This is a genomic window from Hymenobacter terrigena (assembly GCF_054776515.1).
Genome location: NZ_BAAHBU010000004.1, coordinates 184,503 through 204,763 on the forward strand (window position 1 = coordinate 184,503; position 20,261 = coordinate 204,763).

At 56.2% G+C, this 20,261-nt stretch carries 17 protein-coding genes and 2 tRNA genes; 6 read left to right on the plus strand and 13 right to left on the minus strand.

Annotation, left to right across the window (positions count from 1 at the left end):
• The first annotated feature begins 74 nt into the window (after positions 1–74).
• Both ACYU7Q_RS17365 and ACYU7Q_RS17370 read left to right on the plus strand, forming a co-directional pair.
• Positions 75–650 (plus strand): RNA polymerase sigma factor, encoded by a 576-nt coding sequence (locus ACYU7Q_RS17365; RefSeq protein ID WP_198076021.1) that lies wholly within the window; start codon positions 75–77, stop codon positions 648–650.
• Positions 651–735: 85 nt separating this feature from the next.
• The gene (locus tag ACYU7Q_RS17370; RefSeq protein WP_198076022.1) at positions 736–2,313 is read left to right on the plus strand and encodes a c-type cytochrome; all 1,578 of its coding nucleotides are present in this window, start codon (positions 736–738) and stop codon (positions 2,311–2,313) included.
• A 196-nt stretch (positions 2,314–2,509) separates the two neighbouring features.
• Here the strand turns inward: ACYU7Q_RS17370 and ACYU7Q_RS17375 are convergent, their stop codons facing one another.
• The 10 genes from ACYU7Q_RS17375 to mutS form a co-directional block, all read right to left on the minus strand.
• Positions 2,510–3,454 (minus strand): alpha/beta fold hydrolase, encoded by a 945-nt coding sequence (locus ACYU7Q_RS17375; RefSeq protein ID WP_198076023.1) that lies wholly within the window; start codon positions 3,452–3,454, stop codon positions 2,510–2,512.
• Between the two features lie 385 nt (positions 3,455–3,839).
• A complete protein-coding gene (locus ACYU7Q_RS17380) occupies positions 3,840–4,241 on the minus strand; it encodes a hypothetical protein (RefSeq protein ID WP_198076024.1) in 402 nt (133 codons plus the stop codon).
• 331 nt (positions 4,242–4,572) lie between these two features.
• Positions 4,573–6,150, minus strand: coding sequence for a hypothetical protein (locus tag ACYU7Q_RS17385; RefSeq protein ID WP_198076025.1), 1,578 nt, complete (start codon positions 6,148–6,150; stop codon positions 4,573–4,575).
• 64 nt (positions 6,151–6,214) lie between these two features.
• Complete coding sequence (locus ACYU7Q_RS17390) at positions 6,215–6,385, minus strand: hypothetical protein (RefSeq protein WP_198076026.1); 171 nt, start codon at positions 6,383–6,385, stop codon at positions 6,215–6,217.
• Between the two features lie 224 nt (positions 6,386–6,609).
• Positions 6,610–7,332 carry a hypothetical protein gene (locus tag ACYU7Q_RS17395; RefSeq protein ID WP_198076027.1) on the minus strand — a complete coding sequence of 241 codons (723 nt, stop codon included), beginning with the start codon at positions 7,330–7,332 and terminating at the stop codon, positions 6,610–6,612.
• A 15-nt stretch (positions 7,333–7,347) separates the two neighbouring features.
• The gene (locus tag ACYU7Q_RS17400) at positions 7,348–9,891 is read right to left on the minus strand and encodes an N-6 DNA methylase (protein WP_198076028.1); all 2,544 of its coding nucleotides are present in this window, start codon (positions 9,889–9,891) and stop codon (positions 7,348–7,350) included.
• A 38-nt stretch (positions 9,892–9,929) separates the two neighbouring features.
• A complete protein-coding gene (locus ACYU7Q_RS17405) occupies positions 9,930–12,476 on the minus strand; it encodes a DEAD/DEAH box helicase family protein (protein ID WP_198076029.1) in 2,547 nt (848 codons plus the stop codon).
• Between the two features lie 541 nt (positions 12,477–13,017).
• Positions 13,018–13,100: transfer RNA gene (locus ACYU7Q_RS17410), tRNA-Leu, on the minus strand.
• Positions 13,101–13,190: 90 nt separating this feature from the next.
• Positions 13,191–13,266, minus strand: a tRNA-Gly gene (locus ACYU7Q_RS17415).
• Positions 13,267–13,397: 131 nt separating this feature from the next.
• A complete protein-coding gene (mutS, locus tag ACYU7Q_RS17420; protein WP_460611083.1) occupies positions 13,398–16,091 on the minus strand; it encodes a DNA mismatch repair protein MutS in 2,694 nt (897 codons plus the stop codon).
• Between the two features lie 250 nt (positions 16,092–16,341).
• Here mutS and ACYU7Q_RS17425 point away from each other — a divergent pair, with 250 nt between their 5' ends.
• Both ACYU7Q_RS17425 and ACYU7Q_RS17430 read left to right on the plus strand, forming a co-directional pair.
• Positions 16,342–16,875: an RNA methyltransferase gene (locus ACYU7Q_RS17425; RefSeq protein WP_460610699.1), complete on the plus strand. Its 534-nt coding sequence runs from the start codon at positions 16,342–16,344 to the stop codon at positions 16,873–16,875.
• A 46-nt stretch (positions 16,876–16,921) separates the two neighbouring features.
• Positions 16,922–17,332: a hypothetical protein gene (locus ACYU7Q_RS17430; RefSeq protein WP_460610700.1), complete on the plus strand. Its 411-nt coding sequence runs from the start codon at positions 16,922–16,924 to the stop codon at positions 17,330–17,332.
• Between the two features lie 74 nt (positions 17,333–17,406).
• Here ACYU7Q_RS17430 and ACYU7Q_RS17435 read toward each other — a convergent pair whose 3' ends face one another.
• Together ACYU7Q_RS17435 and ACYU7Q_RS17440 are read right to left on the minus strand one after the other, a co-directional pair.
• Positions 17,407–18,177, minus strand: a complete 771-nt coding sequence (locus tag ACYU7Q_RS17435; RefSeq protein ID WP_460610701.1) for a TerC family protein — start codon at positions 18,175–18,177, stop codon at positions 17,407–17,409.
• A gap of 94 nt (positions 18,178–18,271) precedes the next feature.
• Positions 18,272–18,763: a YajQ family cyclic di-GMP-binding protein gene (locus ACYU7Q_RS17440; RefSeq protein WP_241938204.1), complete on the minus strand. Its 492-nt coding sequence runs from the start codon at positions 18,761–18,763 to the stop codon at positions 18,272–18,274.
• A 104-nt stretch (positions 18,764–18,867) separates the two neighbouring features.
• On the opposite strand from ACYU7Q_RS17440, the gene ACYU7Q_RS17445 reads away from it, so the two are divergent.
• On the plus strand, positions 18,868–19,326 hold the full coding sequence (locus ACYU7Q_RS17445) for a GNAT family N-acetyltransferase (protein ID WP_460610702.1): 459 nt from the start codon (positions 18,868–18,870) through the stop codon (positions 19,324–19,326).
• On the opposite strand, the gene ACYU7Q_RS17450 is transcribed toward ACYU7Q_RS17445, so the two are convergent.
• Positions 19,323–19,628: an Mpo1-like protein gene (locus ACYU7Q_RS17450; protein ID WP_460610703.1), complete on the minus strand. Its 306-nt coding sequence runs from the start codon at positions 19,626–19,628 to the stop codon at positions 19,323–19,325. The genes ACYU7Q_RS17445 and ACYU7Q_RS17450 overlap by 4 nt on opposite strands.
• 111 nt (positions 19,629–19,739) lie before the next feature.
• On the opposite strand from ACYU7Q_RS17450, the gene ACYU7Q_RS17455 reads away from it, so the two are divergent.
• Positions 19,740–20,219, plus strand: a complete 480-nt coding sequence (locus ACYU7Q_RS17455) for a PaaI family thioesterase (protein ID WP_460610704.1) — start codon at positions 19,740–19,742, stop codon at positions 20,217–20,219.
• Positions 20,220–20,261: the final 42 nt, after the last annotated feature.

A 20,261-nucleotide genomic window follows, 5' to 3' on the forward strand; every position in this document is an offset into this window, starting at 1 on the left:
CCGTTGCCTAACTTTTGCCCGTATGAGCGAGGGTCGCGCTTTATGAGTGGCGCGGCTTCGCTTACCCGGCCTACATGTCTGCTACTACTACCCCGCTACCTGGTGCTGTTCCTTTCCTTCCGGCCACGGCCGAGCAAGCGTTAGTAGAGCGCCTGCTGGCCCGTGACGAACGCGCCCTGGGGCAGTTGTACGAGCAGTACGCCCGGAACCTGTTCACCGTCATTCTGCGGGTGGTGCAGGACGAGGCGCTGGCGCAGGATGTGCTGCAGGAAGGCTTGCTGAAAGTCTGGCTCAGCATTGGCAGCTACGAGGCCACGCGGGGCCGCCTGTTTACCTGGATGGTGCGGGTGTGCTGCAACCAGGCCATCGACGCCCTGCGCAGTCCGCGTTACCGCTTCCACCGCCGCAATCCGTCGCTGGAAGCCGCCGGGGCCCAGTACGCCCCGGCCCCCACGGCCTTTCATCCCGAGCACATTGGCCTGCGCGAGCTCATCGTTCAACTCAAACCCCGGCAGCGGGAGGTCATCGACCTGCTCTACTTCGGGGGCTGCACCCAGGCCGAAACGGCGGAGCAGTTAGCCATTCCCCTGGCTACGGTGAAAACCCGGGCGCGGGCCGCCCTAGTGGTGCTCACCCGCCTAGCCCGCTAGCGGCACCGGCTGGCCAATTAACCCGTCTTTTCTCTCATTTTTTACTTCATTCTCTGACCCGATGGCCAACCTGTACCGCTTTCGAATGCCCGCCCTCCTTGTTTCGGGCTTAGCCGTGGTGGCGGCCGCTGCCTGCCAGGGCAGCTCCGACACCAAGACCAGCACTGAAACCGCCATCACCCAAGCGGCGACGGACACCGCTGGCACTGGGGCCACGCCGGTTGCGCTGCGCACCGGCAACGCCGAGGCCGGCCGCGACGTGTACCGCAACGAAACCTTCGGCGACGAAGGCTTCTGGACCGATGCCGTGCGCATGCCCCAGGGCATGAAAGCCGCCAAGCTGACGGTACTCGACGCGCTGAAAGCCGGGGTCAGCTTCGACGTGGACGCCATGCCGGCCGACCTGAAAGCCGCCTTCGCCAGCGAGCTGAAAACCGACCACTCGCCCGCCCACGCGCCCAAACTCAACGACCCCGCCACCCTGGATGCGCTGGTGAAGGCCAACGCCGTCATCGGCATGGTGCCCAAGGGCGGCAAAGTGGGCGTGACCTGCGCCCTGTGCCACGCCATCACCGACAAGTCCATGTACGAGCTGACGGGCAAGGGCACGATTGGCCGGCGCATCGACGGCCCCACGCCGCACGGCCTGAACGTGGGCAAGCTGCTGGCCACGGCCGCCAACTCGCGCGCCCTGTTTCCCACCTTGCAGCTCCAGCAGCCCGATGGCAGCACCATTGGCCGCGCCCCGAAGGGCCTGACCGCCAAATCGACCGAGGCCGAAGTAGATGCTTACCTCAGCAACCCCAAGTTCTACCCCGTGGGCACCTTCGACGACTCGCCCGATGGCAACGGCAACTCCGTGCACATCACGCCTTTCTTCCGGCAGGATTTGGCCGCGCCCTACGGCTCCTCGGGCCAGAACGATAAGCTGGACGACTTCAACAACACGGTCTACACGGCCCTGTTCGACCAGAGCAACCTGCTCTCGCCCGGTGGGCGGCAGTTTATGCACGCCCTCGGCGCAGCGGGCGGCGACTCCATCGTGGCCGGCTACGCGAAGGTGCTGGCCGCCACGGGCGTCACCGGCTACCCGTTCGTGACGGCCCACCTGCAGGGCAAAGCCGGCGACCCGCCCACGCCCACCGGCAAGCGCGTGGACGAGCAGAAGCTGCGCGACCTGAACGCCTACGTGTCGAGCCTGCAAGCGCCCAAGGGCGTGGTGCACAATGCCGCGCAGGTGGCTACTGGCCGGGCGCTGTTCATCGCGCAAAACTGCACCTCCTGCCACAACACCAACCAGGGCGTGGCCGTGCAGTCCAAGCTCGTGCCGATGAACGTCATCTGGCCTGGCTACGCGCCCAAAGTGCTGGCCCAGCGCCAGGCCCCGCTCACGCCCATTCAGAATGCCCCCGGCACCTTCGATGACAAAATGGTGGTGGTGGATGCCAGCCCCGGCGGCGGCATGCGCGGCAACGCGCTGCCCCTGCTGCTGGACCTGGCCCGCAAGCCCGTGTTCCTGCACGACGATTCCGTGCACAGCCTCGAGGAGCTGCTGAACCCCAAGCGAGGCAAAACCGCGCCGCACCCGTTCTACGCCGTCACCCCAGCCGAGCGCACCGCGCTGATGGCCTACCTGAATAGCCTGGATACCGACAGCAAATAAATCATTACCCATCAAGTTATTGCCTTGTTAGAGGCGCGTCTAATTCGGTTGTTCCCCATTCTCCCTTCTCATGAGTTACTTCAAAGCCGGACAGGACGGCTAGGCGGGTGCTCAAACCAAAAAAGCCCCGGTCCTGCGAAGGGCCGGGGCTTTTTTTGGTGTGGTAGCGGGAGCCGCCCACTGGCTTACGGCCGGTTTACTCCCCGGGCGACCGCTGCGGTTTTCGCCGCGCCGACAGCAGCCACAGGCCGCCGGCCAGCAGCGCCACCGCGGCCCCCACGACGGCGGCTTTGGCCAACCCCGGGGCCGGCCCTTCTGGTCTCACCCGGGCAATGGAAGCGTCCGTGAAGGGCTGCCGGTTGGTGACGGCCAAAATCAGGCGCGCGGCTTCGGCGGGCTGGTCCCACTGCGGAAAGTGGCCGCAGTGCTCAAACCAATATAGGCGGGCGTCGGGGAATTTCGCCAGCGCCAGGGCCGACTGGCTGGGCAGGCACACCCGGTCCTGCCGGCCCCAGCCAATGACCAGGGGCGCGGGGATGCTGCCCTTGGGCGCGGGCCGCTGCACTTCGCCGTGCGCCAACTGGTCGAGCAACTCGTCGAAGGCGGGCGAGTGGGCGAAGCTGTACATCTCGTCGCGGGCCAGCTGCGCGTCCACGGCCCAGGGCCGGGCCGAAAACTGCGGCAGCAGCACGGTGCGTCCCACGGCCGAACCGGCCAGCGCCGGCATCACCGGCTGCAGGGCTGTCACCAGCTTCCCGGACAGGGACACCGAGTGATAGAAAACCGGAATCTGCCAGCCCTGCCAGAACCCGCCCGGGTCCAGCGACACCACCGCGCCGAGCACGCCGCCGCGCCGGGCCAGCTCCAGCACCAGCCGCGCGCCCATCGAACTGCCCACGGCGTCGATGCCGAGCAGGTCGTGTTGGGTGAGAAAGTCCGTCACCGCATCGGCCAAGGTGGCGATGGAGTGGATTCCTTTCAGTTTGGGGGTATCGCCGTGGCCGGGCAAGTCGACGGCAATGACGTCGCGCTCGGCCGCCAGCGGGTCGAGGATGGCGTTCCAGGACCGCCAGCTGCCGCCGATGCCGTGAACCAGTAAGAGGGGGCGGCCGGTGCCGCGGCGAACGAAGTGCAGGTCCATAATTGAAGAAGGGAAAAGTGTAACCCCTTAACGCAGGACCGTGATAAACGACTCACCGCATTGGTCCGCCTGATGTTTAAGAAAACGGTGGTTATTCTTAGCAAGAATAGCCAAACACGTCTCATTTGGCTAAAATCGCGTATTTATTAATTATGCGCGCAATATCGCGCACAACTGGTGCCTCATTATATTTACTAAGTCCCAATGGGCACTTTCACTATCACCTCTAGAAGCATTACTAGCAGCTCTGTATTCAAACTTTCTATATACTAATAATGACGTGTCTACTACTGATGCTAGTCAAGCCTATAATGAAAGCCAACGAAATGGTATTCGATTGGCCTGATGCTTTCGTACAATAGCAGTCGCAATGGGAAAAATATATTTATTTAAATATTCCAATAACTAAGTAAACAATTATAGTTGTAAGCCCAGCAAGAAGGCATAGGGCTGCGCTCATTAGCAACCTGTACCTGGTTTTATATGCCATTCTCTTGTGCTCTTTAAATACCTCTATATCAGCCATATCTATTACCTGGCTATTCGGAAGCAATCCAAGGAAACACTGAATTACAGAAGCAGCAAAAAACAATATTACAAGCAGCTTAACACCTTCAGCGTTTTCTAGCACTTTATCATAGAACACGCTAAGCCCCAATAAAGCAGAGCTTATTGTCAATATTTGCCTAGTAATATCATTGATAACAGCTAGGTTATCCTTGATTGACTCAGCCATCCATTCAACATAGAACTCCTCCTCTTCTGACAACTTTTGTCCCGTCTGCATACTATGGCATTTATTAATGGACGTTGGGCGTTATTGCTCAACCTTATTAGTAGCACCGCATTCTTTACATTTTAAGTACAAGTACTTCGGACTGCTTGAGCTGCTATTTATCGGTTTTTTAGGTGTCCACGCAAAAACAGTTTCCTCTCGGCTAGTGTCTTTAGTGCGGTAATCATTTTCCTCTCCACATCCGTGGCATTTGTACTTTGGCATCTTTCAAGTAGGTTTATTGAATTAATGTGCAATAAAGGAATAAAATACTGATTGACTTAGCCTATGCTACTTTTTATCGTCTAGCCGGTTCGAATCCAATAAAATGTTATTTGCTTAGTTAGGATAACACAACTACTCCAACAGCAGCAAATAACAGCGGAAAATAACGGCTATCAAACCGAGCTGTGTCCTTTAGAACTCTTTGTATATCAGCATCGCTTAGCACAATAGACAGGGGATTATATAATGGTGAGTATACACTGACTAACTGACAAAAGAAGCCTGTATGTAGGTCAGTGGCGTCAAATACCATGTCTATTACCACAGCCCCTCGCAACGATGCACGCGCTATCCAAACGTATTTAGGCAAAACTAAACCAGCCGTCTGCCGACGTTTTTGAGCACTTCCCACTTGACTTTGGAGAAGCTCTTCTTTGTATTTATTACTGAAAGACAAATAAATATCCCAAACTAATGGTGCTTTTGGTTCTGTTGGCAAGAGAATAGGAAGTAGAATACTAAATAAGTCATTAAATGGAGCAGCTTGCTGGTAAATCTGTTCGTATTGAATCCGGATTTCACTCACGAGGGGCACGGCAGCAGCCATCAACCATGCTTGCTCACGTACATCCCAATTACTGTTCTGAGGCCAAGCTGTTTCCAACATTCCGGTTTCTTCGTTGAAACCCAATCGGGAATAAGGACCGATACCATCGTCATGAACATACATGCGTTTGATTCCGTCGGATAGCAAGACCATGCTGTTTCCTGAAAAATCATAATCTGGTTCGGGAGAGCGGTAGCCGGTGGCTGTCACCAAATGCCCACCGAGGTTTTCAAACTTGATAAATAGAAGTACTGGCAGCCCCATACGTAAGTAAGCATGAATGAATGCTTTTGCCTCTCGTAACTGCTGGCCTCGCTCCTCCTTCTCTAATTCGTTTGGATATTTATATGTATTGCGCAGCTCTGACACCAGCCCTACAGACCGAATGGCGTTCAGAATCTGAAAAGTATCGAGTCCTTTGTTGGGAAAGCTGCGGCCACTGTGATTGAACAGGTTACCAGCTGCCTCGGTGATGTAGTAAGGTGAAGGCAGTGCCGTTTGGAATAGAAAGGCTGTTTTATGAAATGCCATCCATAAGGCGGTAGTGGCACATGCGCTCACATTGGTATCCTGCTGCTGGAAAATCAGAGTACTGACGGTGAGCGGCTGTCCCAGCAGGTTTAGATGATAGGGGCGCTGCACGGGGTAGTGGCGCTCCTTCTTATCGCCGTTTTGATAAGGACGTAGCAACGTGGCTCCTATAGGAGCAGGCAGTGGTTTCACTACAATATAGCCTATATAGGAGGCCCAGATAAGATGCTGCGGGTCGCCAAGGGCTGCCGTTAGCTCCTCCTCAGCAAACGCCTGCCTAAAGAAATGGATTCGCTTGCACCACCGCTCGTAGCGGGTGAAGCACAGAGCGTAGTAGTTAGCATAATCCGTCAGATATGACTGGCTCATGTAGGGCACCTCGACCAAGATGGTTTGCGCATTCCAGCCATCATCCTTAGGCCCTAGGTACTCGCGGAAACAGGCATAGTGCTGGCTGTGGCGAGTATCTGCCGGCGTTACCCAGTCGTTGCTAAGGGCTTCGGCTAAAGCATCTTCTGTGTAAGGAACGATTTGGTGAACTATCTGGGTAGCGGGCATCGGAAGGGAGAAAAAAAAACGGCGCCCCAATAATGGAGCGCCGTTCAAAAGTAGTAAGTACTGATTAGAAAGAAACCGGTACGTGTAGGCGAGTGCGGTCGATAACGGCCTTTTCCTGAAGCGATTTTACCTCCCGGAACGTTTGCTCTACGCGTTGCTGGTATTTGTGGCTTTGCAACTGCGCCTTCACCCGGCTCAGGTCGAGGGCAGTGCTGGACTTCGGGGAATTTGCCATAGGGAGAAGGAAAAGAGAATTACGAAAATGGAGTGCAAAGGTACGCATTACCTGGCGATAAATGCGTTACGGGAAGCAAGTAACGAATAAACCGCCGAAAACCAACCGCATTACAGTAGGCTTACGGTCAGCAACCAAGCGGGTTCAGCGACTGCAACCCGTTGTACGAATACCCCCGGTGACTGCCGACTGACAATTCATGAAAGCAGAGTAACAGTACTGTGTTATACCTCTTCAGCATAAGCTGTGCAGAGGCTCTCGAACAAGGACTTCATTGCTTCGAAGTGCTCATGCTCCCGTAGTGACTCTATATCGAATTGGAGGCAGCAAGCAATATCATGGGCTGAGAAATAGTTGGCATGAATCAATACCTCTCGAATCTGGTCCTCATCCAACGAATATTCACGTTCTTCAGGGTTGTGGCTTTCAAGCAAGAACTGGCTTAGACAGCTATGAAGTATCGGGCGCATCAATTCTTGGATGACCGCAAGCTGACGCAACACTTCAGCAATTTGTATGTCAGCTGCCGGCTTAGTCTGGTAGAAGATGTTTCCGTTGGAGTGGGCGATACTGTTACGGTCTTTTACCAGCTTAGTGAACTTGCCGATGTGTTGTTTCTCACAGTCTATAAGCCGCATGAACTTAAAGACGTTACTCTCCTGGGCTTTGCTGAAGACGAATGGCGAAGTAGCTTCCAGCATCACCTCCTCATCTTGATGGAACAGTAGAGCATTGGCGAATAAGCTTTGGCGACTGGTACGGATTTGCCACAGCGAACAATACACACCACTCATAAACAGCATGTGGTAGGCCAGTAAGGCAAATTGGTATTGGCCGGCTTCATAGTTGCTCGCAAAAGCATCCCAAAGAAAGCTCACGTAGTCCTGTTCGTTCTGATGCTTGAACGAGTTGGGTAGATAGTCCATAATTGGGGTAGCCTCTTCCATGATATGGCCTCCCAACTAGCTAACAGATTCTACTTGTTGAACGGCTGCGCCCCACACCCGTCCGATAGCAGACTGTATCCGCGTATCCATTCGCTCAATCAGTTCTCGGTTGGCGGCCACTAGCCGCTGCTCGGCTTCGATTTCAGCCACCAGCTGGCGCTGGATAGTAAGGTCGGGAAGGGGAAGCTGATATTCTTTGAAGAACCCACTCTGTACGCTTTCAACTGTTACGCCTGGCTTGATAGCGCGTCGCAGAATGTTCTCGCTTTCGCTTTTCATGAAGTAGAACAAAAACTCGACATCAAGCCCTTCTTTTTTGGGTTTAAAAGCCGTAATATCCTGATTAAAGCACATATCTTTGGTTGTCAATGCCAAAGGCAAGGCGTGCTTCAGAATACTAGAGCGTACAACACATAAAAGCGTATTGGCTGGCACTAGACGAGTTGCGCTTGATGCAACAGCCTCATTACTCACATGGTCTTCCGTATCAACCAGGAAGTCGCTTTTCATGTCTTTAGGCGAAACCCACGGAATACTTCCAGACCAGAAGGCTGCTTCTGCCTTAGAAGGTGTACCGCCGGAACTTGTAGCATAGTACTCCCCTAACTCCACCACGGGCCATTCCGGCTGCACGGCGATACGGGGTTGGTATGCAGTCAGCACCTGCTTTGCCCCGTTTATTACCCGCTGGTAACCCGTTATTTCCGCCACAATTTCCTGCTGCACCACCAGCGGAGGCAGGGGGATTTCTAGGGTACAGAGGGCACTCTTTGAAATTTCCTTAAATGTGCCGCCTGTAGCCATTGCTTCCATTTGCGGCACCAATTGCGTCATCATCAGAGCCACGAACTCAGGAATAGCCCGTGCTTCATCCACAATGCTGATATTTTTGAAGCCCTGATTAGTAGCCAACGGTACACGGGCAATGCCAATGCGGCCAATTGTAGCGCGGGTAGAAACTATAACGGTATTCAGGGGCAATACTTTAGCCGATGAATTGCGCAAGCCCTCCTCACTAATAGTGCGCTTTGTGTGCGTAATATCAGTGATAAAGTCATTCTGGGGTAAGTCTGCTAGTGTGGCCCAATTAATGCCGCCGTTCCAGTAGGCTTCTTCTGTTGATGAAGGGGTACCGCCGCTATCAACTTGAAATACCTCCTTGTTACCTAAGCTAACTAACTCAAAATCGGTAATCCGCGCACTACCATCTCGGTATCGCTCCCCACTAAGATTCCAGTCAACGTTTTCACCGATTCGGCTTTTCTCCACGAGGTGCAGCCCGTCCAGTTTAGAAGTCGTAGGTCCAATAGCAGTTTTGCGCAGGTGGTGAAACCAGGCTCGGAGCTTGGCCTTAGCTTCGGGCAGTTCCGACCCAATAGTTTCGCGCCGCTGGGCTCCCAGGCCAAAGCCGTCGTTAGTGATTTTGACAAACAGCACTTCCTGAGCGTGTCGAGCTAGGCGCTTATCGAGAATCAGCACCGAAGTTTTCACGCCGCTATACGGCTGAAATACGCCAGCCGGCAGGCTCACTACGGCTACTAGAGAGGTACGCACCAACTCCTTGCGTAGTGCCCGGTAGGCGGTGCCACTTTGGAAAATGATACCCTCAGGCACGATGATAGCCGCCCGGCCTTGAGGCGAGAGATGTTCAGCAATGTAGTCCACGAACAGCACTTCGGAACGATTGGACTGTATTGAAAACTGCTTGTGAGGTCGAATAACACCTCCGCCCTTCGGCGACATAAAGGGTGGATTTGCCAGAATTACGTCGAAGGTATCGTTCCAGTGCTCTTCGCTCGTGAGAGTATCATATTCTTCTACCGACGGATTGGGGAAGCCGTGCAGGTATAAGTTGGCTAGCGAGAGGCGCACCATGTCAGGCGAAATGTCGTAGCCCTGGAAGTTGCTCACCAGACGGGTACGCTCGTCGGGCGTGAGGGTATCACCGGGGCGTTGCTTCTGGTTGTTGGCTAAGATATGCTTGTAGGCCGAAATCAGGAAACCGGCAGTGCCGCATGCAGGGTCGAGCACGGTTTCATTTTTCTGCGGGTCGATGACATCCACCAAAAAGTCAATCAGGTGGCGCGGGGTCCGGAACTGCCCTGCGTCGCCCTGCGCACCCAACACCGAAAGCAGGTATTCGAAGGCATCGCCTAGGCGTTCGGAGTGGTCATAGCTGAAGGAATTGATTTCCTTGAGGAAGGCCCGCAACGTTTCGGGGTCGCGGTAGGGCAAGTAGGCATTCTTAAAGATGTCGCGAAACAGCGTGGGTATGCCGGGGTTCTCGTTCATCTTAGCAATGGCCTCCGAATACAGGTTAAGTATATCCTGCCCACCCATGCCGGGTGCCATGAGCTGTGACCATCCAAAGCGGGCATAAAGCCCCGCAAAATACTGGCGCTTACCGCCCAACAATTCTGAGTTGGCGTCCATGTCGTCCATGAACTTGTAGATGAGGGCAATGGTAATCTGTTCTACCTGCGACTTGGGGTCGGGCACTTTGCCCACCAGAATGTCGCGGCAGGAATCTATTCGGCGTTTGGTTTCGGTATCGAGCACGGGGAAACAGAAATGAGAAGTAGGAACGTGTTGCTGGCTTACAAAAAGCGGTTCAGCGGCACATAGTCTTTAATGTAGTTGGAAATGCGGTTGCGCCAGCCCTGGGGTACGGCTTCATAGTCCATCATGCCAAAACTGGGGTTGGTGTAGAGGCCGTTAAGATTCTTATCGTCGAGGATAGTGCGTAGGTGTCCATCGGTGATATAAGCTTTGAAGAAGTACTTCATGGCTACAATATGCTCGGCATCGGCTGGTTTGTAGTCTAGCACAAACCGGTCGAACTCTTCTTCTAACAGCTCATCCTTTGATTTGAAGGACGGAATACGGCCGAAAGCTTTTTCCAGCACTTCGCGCACGGTCAGCCGTCGGTCGAGGCCCGCCGCCCGGCGCAGCTTTTCAAGGTTAAAATATTCCTGGGGCTTATCGAAGAATACTTTAATCAGGTGTTCGGTGGCCTGTTGCCACTGGCCGGTTTCTACTTGGCGGCGTAGCTCATCATCGGCCTGCACTTGTTCCTCAAATTTCTCGAAGAACATCCGGTCAATCTTCATTCCTTCCAAGCCGATATGCTGCTCCTGTAAGGTGCGTACCGCGTCGGGGTCGAGGTGCTCATAGTTGCCGACCGTGGGTTGCCCACCGCCGAAATCATCATCCCGTTTGGCACTGGTGGTGCGAGCCGGCAGTTTCAGTACCTCGTCGTAGTTGAACCGCTCTTCGAAGTATTCACAGTTGGCAAAGAAGTCGAAGAGCTTAAACCGGGTTTTGTTGGGCTCGCGCATCAGCTCCTTCTGGTCCTGGTCGAACAGTTGTTCGAGGAAGTTGTGCTTACGAGTCCCCCGGCCCTTGATTTGCACAAAATCGGAGGGGGAGAAAATGGGCCGCATCAGCGCCAGATTCAGAATATCGGGGCAATCGTAGCCGGTCGTCATCATGCCCACCGTCACGCACACGCGGGCCTTACTGGTTCTGTATTCAGGCAGAACGTTAGCTGTGCCCAGCAGCCGATTATTGGCGAAGTTGATGGTGTACTGCTGTGCTCCCGGCACTTGGGAAGTTACCTGCACCGCGAAATCGGACTGGTAGCGACCAGGGTAGAGCGTATCGGCCATTTCATTGAGTAGCTGCGCCAACTTAGCCGCATGCGCCTGGCTCACGGCAAACACAATGGTTTTTCCAAACTCCCCGCTCACAGGGTCGCGTAGTCCGTGCCGCATCAGGGTTTCACAGAGCACCCGGTTGGTACCTTCCGAAAAGAACTTCTTTTCAAAATCGCGCTGGAAGTAGGTTTCTTCGTCGTCGTCGTTTTCCGTTTCACTGGCATCCAGCACGGCATATCCTTCATCTGAAAGCAGTTGCGTAGTAATATCGGTGCGAGCATCCACCACCACGGGATTTATCAGGAACCCGTCGCGCACACCATCCAACAGCGAGTAGCGAAACGTTGGCTGGCCCGATTCACAGCCGAATGTGCGGTAAGTATCCAGCATCATGCGGCGCTCCAGTTCACGCGGGTCGCGGCTTTTGGATTCCGCCGCGTCGAAGCGTTTGAGGTAGTCGCGGGGCGTGGCCGTGAGGCCCAGCTTATAACCGATGAAATACTCGAACACAGCCCGCGCATTGCCCCCAATGGAACGGTGGGCTTCGTCAGAAATCACTAGGTCGAAATCAGTCGGCGCGAACAGTCGCCGATACTTCCCATTAAACAACAGCGATTGTACCGTTGTCACCACGATTTCGGCCTTACGCCATTCGTCGCGCTGTTCCTTGTATATGATTGATTTAGCGTCGTCCTTCAGCAGCTTTACAAAGGCTTTATTAGCTTGGTCTTCCAGCTCCAGTCGGTCCACAAGGAATAGCACCCGCCGTGCATTGCCGGTGCGCAGAAATAGCTTGATAATAGCGGCTGCCGTGAGCGTTTTACCGGTGCCAGTAGCCATTTCAAAGAGAAAGCGGTTCTGTCCTTCATCCACTGCTACCTGCAACTGCTGAATGGCCCGCATTTGGTAGGGCCGCAAAAACCGCAGATGATTCTTCTCAATAAAATCCGGCCGCTCCGCTTCGTTCTTCCAGCCGGCTTCGTTGGCATAGTTCGGCAGCTGCGTGAGGGTGATGTAATCCTTGCCAACTACTTCGGCCACCAACTTTGTGGGGTTCGGCTCAAACTTCTTGTAACCCGCCACGGAGTCTGGTCCCGGAAACCGTGAAATAACGTAGGGACTGCCCTGGGTCAAATCCCAGAAGTAATGCAGATTGCCATTGGAGAGCAATACAAAACGGCAGTTCTGGGCACGCGCATACTTGCGGGCCTGCTCTTTACCCACAAGCGGGTCCTTATCCTCAGCCTTGGCTTCCAAAACGATTAGCGGGGCGCTTCTCTCATCCAGCAGCAGAAAATCAATAAAGCCGTTCTGTGTGCTCTCAAAATCATCACCCAATGCAGATACCTGCGACGTGGTAAGTTTGACATTCGGCTCAAGCACAATGTTGGCTTTGCCTTCATTGGAATCGAAGAAGCGCCATCCGGCTTCCTCCAATAGCTTATTGATTTTTATTCGGGCAGTAGCTTCTTTATTAGCATTAGCCATAGAGTAGATAGGCAAAGGTTAGTCGGGTACAGCTCTGTATGCTCAAATTTAGGTTCGAACTGCCGAGTTCAACACGAATTGCGCGCCATAATGAGCCAAGTACAAGTTACGCAAGTCAACCAAGCAACACTTCGTATCATACTCGGTCAACTCTATTCCCAGTCTTGGCACCGATGCCGACCGAGCGGTATATCCAGTGCTGATGTCTGCCTAGTTCAGTTCTATGGCACACACTGTGGAGACAATACCGATATGGTTTCCATCTTTATCCTACAATACTGGCAACTGTAGGTTAGCAAGAAATCACATGTGTAATTAAACGTGTAATTGAAAAACAAAACAGCCATCTGGCATCAAGAATAAATTACTGTTAATCAATGAGTTAGCGGCAAGATTCAAACTCGCGACTCTTAGCCTGGGAAGCAGTTGGGTTGAATCCAATGGCGGATTGAGGAATAAACGCATTTAACTACTTTGCCCCCTATGCTGTCCCCTAATACATAAAAAACCCCCTCTATGCTATAATAAAGGGGGTTTTGCGTACCGGAGACGGGACTCGAACCCGTAAGCCCGTGAAGGCAAGGGATTTTAAGTCCCTCGTGTATACCATTCCACCACTCCGGCATACTTGGCGAACGCCAAAACTACTCTAAAAAATCTGGACTCTGTTTAAACAAAAAACGCTGCCCGAAGACAGCGTTTTTTCGAACTTTTTGGAGCGGGAGACGAGGTTCGAACTCGCGACCTCGACCTTGGCAAGGTCGCGCTCTACCAACTGAGCTACTCTCGCTTGAGGTTCAGAACAAGTGGCCTTGTGCTGAATGGTGCGACAAAGGTAGGGCGCTTTTTTGGAGATGCAAGTAGCCGGTGTGGAAATTTTCGCCCCTAAGGCCTTTCAGCTTCATTTTCAGGCCGAAAAATTTAACCTTTCCCTAACGTCAGCTTCAATTCGTTCAGCTTCATCAGCGCTTCGATGGGCGTGAGCGTGTTCACATCGAGGTGCTGGAGCAGCTCGCGGATGCGTTCCAGGGCGGGGTCGCTAGGCTCGAAGATGCTGAGTTGGGCACGGGGCGCGGTAGCCACGGCCGTGGTGGCCCGGGGTTGCGGTGTGGCGGGCTGCCGGGGCGGCGGCACCGCGATGCCGGACCGAGTTGAGCTGCCGTTGGGCTCGATACCGGCCAGCACGTCATCAAACTCCGTTGTCACGCCGTCCTCAGCCCCCGCGCTGGTGCGCTCCACTTCGAGGTGGTGCATGATTTCGTTGGCGCGCAGCACTACGCTGGTGGGCATGCCGGCCAGCCGGGCTACGTGGATGCCGAAGCTATGCTCGGAGCCGCCGGGCTGCAGCTTACGCAGGAACAGGATGCGGCCGTCGGCCTCCTTCACGGCCACGTTGTAGTTGCGCACACGGGCGCAGTCATCGGCCAGCTGGTTAAGCTCGTGGTAGTGGGTAGCGAAGAGAGTTTTCGCCTTGGCTTTGGGGTTGTTGTGCAGGTGCTCCACAATGGCCCAGGCAATGCTGATGCCGTCGTAGGTGCTGGTGCCGCGCCCGATTTCATCCATCAGCACCAAGCTTCTAGCCGAGAGGTTGTTGAGGATGGAGGCGGTTTCGGTCATCTCCACCATGAAGGTGCTTTCGCCCTTGCTCAGGTTGTCGGAGGCGCCGACGCGAGTAAAAATCTTGTCGATGATGCCCACGGTGGCCGCATCAGCGGGCACAAAGCTGCCGATTTGGGCCAGCAGCACGATGAGGGCCGTCTGGCGCAGCAGGGCTGATTTGCCGGCCATGTTGGGGCCGGTTATCACCACAATTTGCTGGTCATCCTGGTCGAGGCAGATGTCGTTGGGGATGTAGCTTTCGCCGGGCGGCAACTGGCGCTCGATGACGGGGTGGCGGCCGGCTTTGATGTCGAGCAAGGTACCATCATTTACCACGGGCTGCACGTAGCGCTGCTGCCGGGCCGTGAGCGCGAAGCTGGCCAGGCAGTCCATCACGCCAATGGCACGGGCATTTTGCTGAATCTGGGGCACGAAATCGAGCGCCGCCAGCACCAAATCGTTGTAGATGCGCTGCTCGATGACAAAGAGCTTTTCCTCGGCGTTGAGGATTTTTTCCTCGTAGGTTTTCAACTCTTCGGTCACGTAACGCTCGGCGTTCACCAGCGTTTGCTTGCGAATCCATTCGGCGGGCACCTTGTCTTTGTGGGCGTTGGTGACTTCGAGGTAGTAGCCAAACACCTTGTTATAAGCCACTTTCAGCGACGAGATGCCGGTGTTGCGCTGCTCGCGCATTTGCAGCTGTAGCAGGAAATCCTTGCCCGAAAAGGCCAGCGCCCGGAGCTCGTCCAGCTCGGCATCAATACCGGTGTTCAGCACGCCGCCCTGGTTGGTGAGGATGGGCGCATCGGGTTTGATTTTGGCGAATATTTCCTGGCGCAGGTTGGCACAGGGGTTGAGCTGTTCGGCCAGCTTCACGAGGGCTTTCACGCCGGAGGCGGCCAGCCGCTCGCGCATGGGCGCCACGGCCTCGAGGGCGCGGGCCAGCTGCAGCAGCTCGCGCGGGTTCACGCGGCGTACGGCCACCTTGGAAATCAGGCGCTCCAGGTCGTTTATCTGGCGCAGATGCTGGGTGAGGTCGCCGAGCAATTCCTCATCAGCTACCAGCGCGGCCACGGTGTCGAGGCGGCGCTGAATCTGGCTTACTTCCTTCAGGGGCAGCACTATCCACTTGCGCAGCAGGCGGGCTCCCATGGGCGTAAGCGTCTGGTCGAGCACGTCGATGAGTGGCACGCCGCCGGGGTGCTGTGCCTGTACCAGCTCCAGGTTGCGCACCGTGAAGCGGTCGAGCCACACATATTTATCCTCTTCCAGGCGGCCGAGGCTGGCAATGTGCTGGATGTCGGTGTGCTTGGTTTCGGCGAGGTAGTGCAGAATGCAGCCGGCCGCAATCACACCTTCCTTCAGGTTATCGACGCCAAAGCCTTTGAGCGAGGTGGTGCGGAAATGGCGCGTGAGCGTGTCGTGGGCGTAGTCGGCGCCAAAAACCCAGTCATCGAGTGCATACGTGCAATAATCGGGGCCAAAATGCTGCTCAAACTCGCCCCGGCTTTTCTTACAGAACAGCATCTCGGCGGGGCTGAAATTCTGCATCAGCTTGCCGAGGTAATCGAGCGTGCCCTGGGCCGCCAGGAACTCGCCGGTGCTGATATCGAGGAAAGAAATACCGGCTTCGGTTTTGCCAAAGTGAATAGCGGCGAGGTAGTTATTGGAGCGACGCTCGAGCACGTTGTCGTGCATGCTCACGCCGGGCGTCACCAGCTCGGTGATGCCGCGTTTCACGAGGCCCTTGGCTTCCTTGGGGTTTTCGAGCTGGTCGCAGATGGCCACGCGCTGGCCGGCGCGCACCAGCTTGGGCAGGTAGTTGTCGAGCGAGTGGTGCGGGAAGCCGGCCAGGGCCACTTCGCTGCTGCTGCCGGCGCCGCGCTTGGTGAGGGTGATGTCGAGAATGCGGGCGGCCGTGACGGCGTCCTCGCCAAATGTCTCGTAAAAATCGCCGACCCGAAACAGGAGCACCGCGCCCGGGTGCTGCTGCTTGAGCTGGTAATACTGCTTCATCAGCGGCGTTTCAGTCACGGCCGGAATGGGCACGGTGAAGTGGTCGGGGCCGACGGATTTGATGACGAATTCTTTTTTGGGTGCAGGCAAGGCAACGGCGCGCGACCTTTGTGGTGCGCAGATTTGTGACGTGAACGAGGAGAGAACAGCAGCTTTCGCAGTTGCGAACGCGGCTCGATGAAGCTCATCAAACCAGCTTGCCACCCTATTTTAAACCGACAAAGCGAACCGCAAAGTTCGCGCTATTTCCATGCGAAAACTCACAATGGCCGAGCTGAACCGGGCCTCGGTCGATGACTTCAAAAGTACGCCCAAAAGCCCCGTGGTTTTGGTGCTCGACAACGTGCGCAGCATGCACAACGTGGGGGCCATTTTCCGCACGGCCGATGCGTTTGCCCTCGAAAAAATCTACCTCTGCGGCTACACGCCGCGGCCGCCGCACCGCGAAATCACCAAAACCGCGCTGGGCAGCGAGGAGTCGATGGCCTGGGAATACGCCGCCGAAACCGTAACTGCCGTGGCCGCTCTCAAAGCCGCCGGCTACCATATTGCTGCCGTGGAGCAGACCACGGGCAGCGTGTCGCTGCCGCAGTTTCGGCCCGAGCCCGGCCGCCCGCTGGCCCTTGTAATGGGCAACGAGGTATTCGGGGTGGACGATGCCGTTTTAGCCCTCTGCGACGTGGCTGTCGAAATCCCGCAGTTCGGCACCAAGCACTCGCTGAACGTGGGGGTGGCAGCCGGCGTAGTGCTCTGGGATGCGCTGGTGAAGCTGGGCGTGGTGTAGCCGGCAACCATTGGCGTGCTGCTCGGTTTTCCTGCTTTCGCCCGCCATGCCCGTTCCTGAATTTTCCCGCCCCGATGCGGCCCTGCTGGCGCTGCGCCCCGTCATTGCCAGCGAAACGACCGATGCGGATGGCACCGTCGGAGCCTTCCTGCACGCCACGCTACGCCCGGTACTCAAGCTGCAAAACAACTTGCTGCTGGCTGTAGTGGCCGATTTCGTGCGCGACCACCACATGGCCCTCCGTCCTACCGACCAGCACCATCAATTAACCGAGCTGCTCAGCCGCAACACCAAGCTACGCTACACCGTGGTGGGCCTGATAACCGGCATGTTCACCGCCGAAGAATACGCGTTCTACCGCCAGCACCGTTCGGAGCTAAACCGTCGCGTGCTGGAAATGGCCCAGCGCCGCGTGCTCGACCAAGCCAATCAAGTGCTGTCGCTGGCCCTTGTGTAGTGGCCATTGCAGCAAAAAGGCGCAGCAGCGACAGTACGTTCTGTCACTGCTGCGCCTTTCACAGTGAAAAGCTTCTAGTCGTACTGCGAGTCGCGCAGGTGCACCGGCTTGGTTTTTTTGCGCAGGCGCAGGTTCAGCATCTCCACCGTCAGCGAGAAAGCCATGGCGAAGTAGAGGTAGCCTTTTTCGATTTCCTTGTGGGCGGCTTCCATCACCAGCATGAAGCCAATCATGATGAGGAACGACAGGGCCAGCATCTTGATGGTGGGGTTGTTGTTCACAAAATTGGCTACCACGCCGCTGAAGCTCAGCATGATGCCCATGGCGCAAATCACGGCCGCAATCATCACCAGCACGTTGTCCACGAGGCCCACGGCGGTGAGGATGGAGTCGAAGCTGAACACGATGTCAATCACCACGATTTGCAGGATGATGCTCATCATTGAGGCACCCTTGCCACCCACGGTTTCCTCTTCCTCCTCGCCCTGCAGCTTGGTGTGAATCTCGGTGGTGCTCTTGTACATCAGGAACAGGCCGCCGGCCAGCAGAATCAGGTCGCGCCCGGTCACGCCAAACGGCTGGTCCAGCCACGGGAAATCGGGCAGGTTGAACAGCGGGTTGCGCAGGCTCACAATCCAGGAAATACTCAGCAGCAGGCCAATGCGGAACAGCAGCGCCAGCAGCAGGCCGATGGTGCGGCCCCGCGCCTGCTGTTCTTTCGCCAGCCGGTTCACCACGATGGAAATGAAGATGATGTTGTCAATCCCCAGCACGATTTCCATAAACGTGAGGGTGAGCAAGCTAACCCAGGTAGCGGGGTGGGCAAAAGCCGAAAAATCGTACATTAAGTAACTGCTGGGAGTGGTATCTGGGGTTGTGAAAAAGCTTAATCGGAGCAAGCAGCCCGGCATTACAGCTTTCCCACCTTATTGCCTCGCGCTAGGATTTCATGTTCACGAATTGCAGCGGCAGGCCGATATCGGCTTTGCGAAGCACGGCAATGGCCGCCTGCAAATCATCAATTTTCTTGGATGTCACGCGCACTTGGTCGTCCTGCATCTGGGCCTCCACCTTCACCTTGGCATCCTTGATGGCCTTGATGATTTTGCGGCCGAACTCCTTATCCACGCCGGCGCGCACTTTGATAGTTTTCTTGATGAGCTGGCCGCTGGGCTGTTCTTCGGCCGTAAAGTCGAGGCTGGTGCCGTCGATGCCCTGCTTCACCACGCGGCCGAGCAGGATGTCTTCGAGCGCCTTGATGCGCATCGAGTTTTCGGACGACAGAAGGATGGTGTTTTCCTTTTTGTTGAGCTCGATGCCGCCCTTGGTGTCGCGCAGGTCGTAGCGGGTTTGCAGTTCTTTTTGGGCCGTGTTTACCGCGTTTTCGAGGGTTTGCGGGTCAACTTTGCTCACGATGTCGAAGGATGCCATAGCGGGTGGGGCGTAGTTTTGAGAAGATTAAACCGGCACTGGCCGGGCCGTAAAGGTAACGCCCCACACCGGCCCAGGTTGCGCCCCCGCTTCACGTTTCCCTCATGAATCCGACTTCCGCCATCCAGCCGCCGCGCACGCCCGCCGAGTGGGCCGCCTACTATGCCCTGCGCTACGCCGTGCTGCGCCAGCCCTGGCAGCAGCCCCCCGGCTCGGAGCGCGTGCCGGCCGATGACGAGCCGGGCACCATCCACGCCCTGCTACTGGCCGCAACCGCCGGGCCGCCGGCCGCGCTGGCCGTGGGCATGCTACAGCCCACCGGCAACGGGCAGGGCCAGATTCGCTTCATGGCCGTAGCGCCGGAGGCGGCGGGCCAGGGCCTGGGCCAGCGCGTGGTAGCGTATCTGGAGGGACAGGCGCGGGCCGCGGGCATGCGCGAAATCGTGCTCCATTCCCGTGAAAAGGCTGTCGGATTTTATAAAAAGCTAGGGTATGCAGTGGTCGAGCCGTCGCACCTGCTGTTTGGCGAAATCCAGCACTTTCTGATGCGGAAGCCGCTCTAGAACTTCTCGCGGCCGCGCCACAGGTCGAAATACATCCGAAAATCGCCCAGCAGCGAATACCACGGGTGTTGGAACGTGGCCGGCCGGTTGTGTTCAATAAAGAAATGGCCGACCCAGGCAAAGCCGTAGGCCGCCACTACCCCGGCCGCCAGCCAGTTCCAGTTGCCGGTGCGCAACAGCATTACCAGGCAAAGGATGAACAGCGTGGTGCCAATGAAGTGCAGCACCCGCGTCCCGCGTCGGCTGTGCTCGCGGAGATAACGCGGATAAAACTCGGCGAAGGTGAGCGGCTGCGTGGACATGGGTGCAATGAAAAAGAGGTGATACCACGGCTTTTCGCCCCTGAAAATGCCGTTCCTGGCAAATGAAGCAAATTTTTCGGCAAACTTGCCGCAGCAACTCCCGCCCTCGCCATGTCCGATAAAGCCCCTGCCCTTCCCGACCTCGCCACCATGGTGGCCGCCTACAACCAGATGAACCACTACGGCCGCACCAACGGCATGGAGCTGACGGTGAGCACGCCCGGCCAAATCGAATACCGCATGGTCATCCGCGACGAGCACCTTTCCTCGCCCAACACCTGCCACGGCGGCGTGCTGGCCGGCCTCATGGACGCCGCCCTCGGTGCGGCCGCCCTCTCGCTGGCCTTCACCAAAATGGAGCTGGTGTCCACCGTCGAATTCAAAATGAACTACCTGCACGCCGTGCACCTGCACGATGAGCTAGTGGCGCGCGGCATCGTCGACCACAGCGGCAACTCGCTGGTGGTGAGCAGCTGCGTGGTCTACCGCGTGAAGGCGGGCCTCAACGATGTAGCCGTGGCACGCGGCCTGGGCACTTTCAACCGCTACCCGGCTTCCAAGCGTGATTTTGCGGAACTGCTGATGGGGTAATTTTCGCCTGTCATTGCGAGGCCGCAGGCCGTGGCAATCCGT

Bases quoted from the DNA above. Each gene is read 5' to 3' on its own strand.
- ACYU7Q_RS17365 (WP_198076021.1), top strand. From the start codon at position 75: ATGTCTGCTACTACTACCCCGCTACCTGGTGCTGTTCCTTTCCTTCCG.
- ACYU7Q_RS17370 (WP_198076022.1), top strand. From the start codon at position 736: ATGCCCGCCCTCCTTGTTTCGGGCTTAGCCGTGGTGGCGGCCGCTGCC.
- ACYU7Q_RS17375 (WP_198076023.1), bottom strand. From the start codon at position 3,454: ATGGACCTGCACTTCGTTCGCCGCGGCACCGGCCGCCCCCTCTTACTG.
- ACYU7Q_RS17380 (WP_198076024.1), bottom strand. From the start codon at position 4,241: ATGCAGACGGGACAAAAGTTGTCAGAAGAGGAGGAGTTCTATGTTGAA.
- ACYU7Q_RS17385 (WP_198076025.1), bottom strand. From the start codon at position 6,150: ATGCCCGCTACCCAGATAGTTCACCAAATCGTTCCTTACACAGAAGAT.
- ACYU7Q_RS17390 (WP_198076026.1), bottom strand. From the start codon at position 6,385: ATGGCAAATTCCCCGAAGTCCAGCACTGCCCTCGACCTGAGCCGGGTG.
- ACYU7Q_RS17395 (WP_198076027.1), bottom strand. From the start codon at position 7,332: ATGGAAGAGGCTACCCCAATTATGGACTATCTACCCAACTCGTTCAAG.
- ACYU7Q_RS17405 (WP_198076029.1), bottom strand. From the start codon at position 12,476: ATGGCTAATGCTAATAAAGAAGCTACTGCCCGAATAAAAATCAATAAG.
- mutS (WP_460611083.1), bottom strand. From the start codon at position 16,091: ATGAAGCAGTATTACCAGCTCAAGCAGCAGCACCCGGGCGCGGTGCTC.
- ACYU7Q_RS17425 (WP_460610699.1), top strand. From the start codon at position 16,342: ATGCGAAAACTCACAATGGCCGAGCTGAACCGGGCCTCGGTCGATGAC.
- ACYU7Q_RS17430 (WP_460610700.1), top strand. From the start codon at position 16,922: ATGCCCGTTCCTGAATTTTCCCGCCCCGATGCGGCCCTGCTGGCGCTG.
- ACYU7Q_RS17435 (WP_460610701.1), bottom strand. From the start codon at position 18,177: ATGTACGATTTTTCGGCTTTTGCCCACCCCGCTACCTGGGTTAGCTTG.
- ACYU7Q_RS17440 (WP_241938204.1), bottom strand. From the start codon at position 18,763: ATGGCATCCTTCGACATCGTGAGCAAAGTTGACCCGCAAACCCTCGAA.
- ACYU7Q_RS17445 (WP_460610702.1), top strand. From the start codon at position 18,868: ATGAATCCGACTTCCGCCATCCAGCCGCCGCGCACGCCCGCCGAGTGG.
- ACYU7Q_RS17450 (WP_460610703.1), bottom strand. From the start codon at position 19,628: ATGTCCACGCAGCCGCTCACCTTCGCCGAGTTTTATCCGCGTTATCTC.
- ACYU7Q_RS17455 (WP_460610704.1), top strand. From the start codon at position 19,740: ATGTCCGATAAAGCCCCTGCCCTTCCCGACCTCGCCACCATGGTGGCC.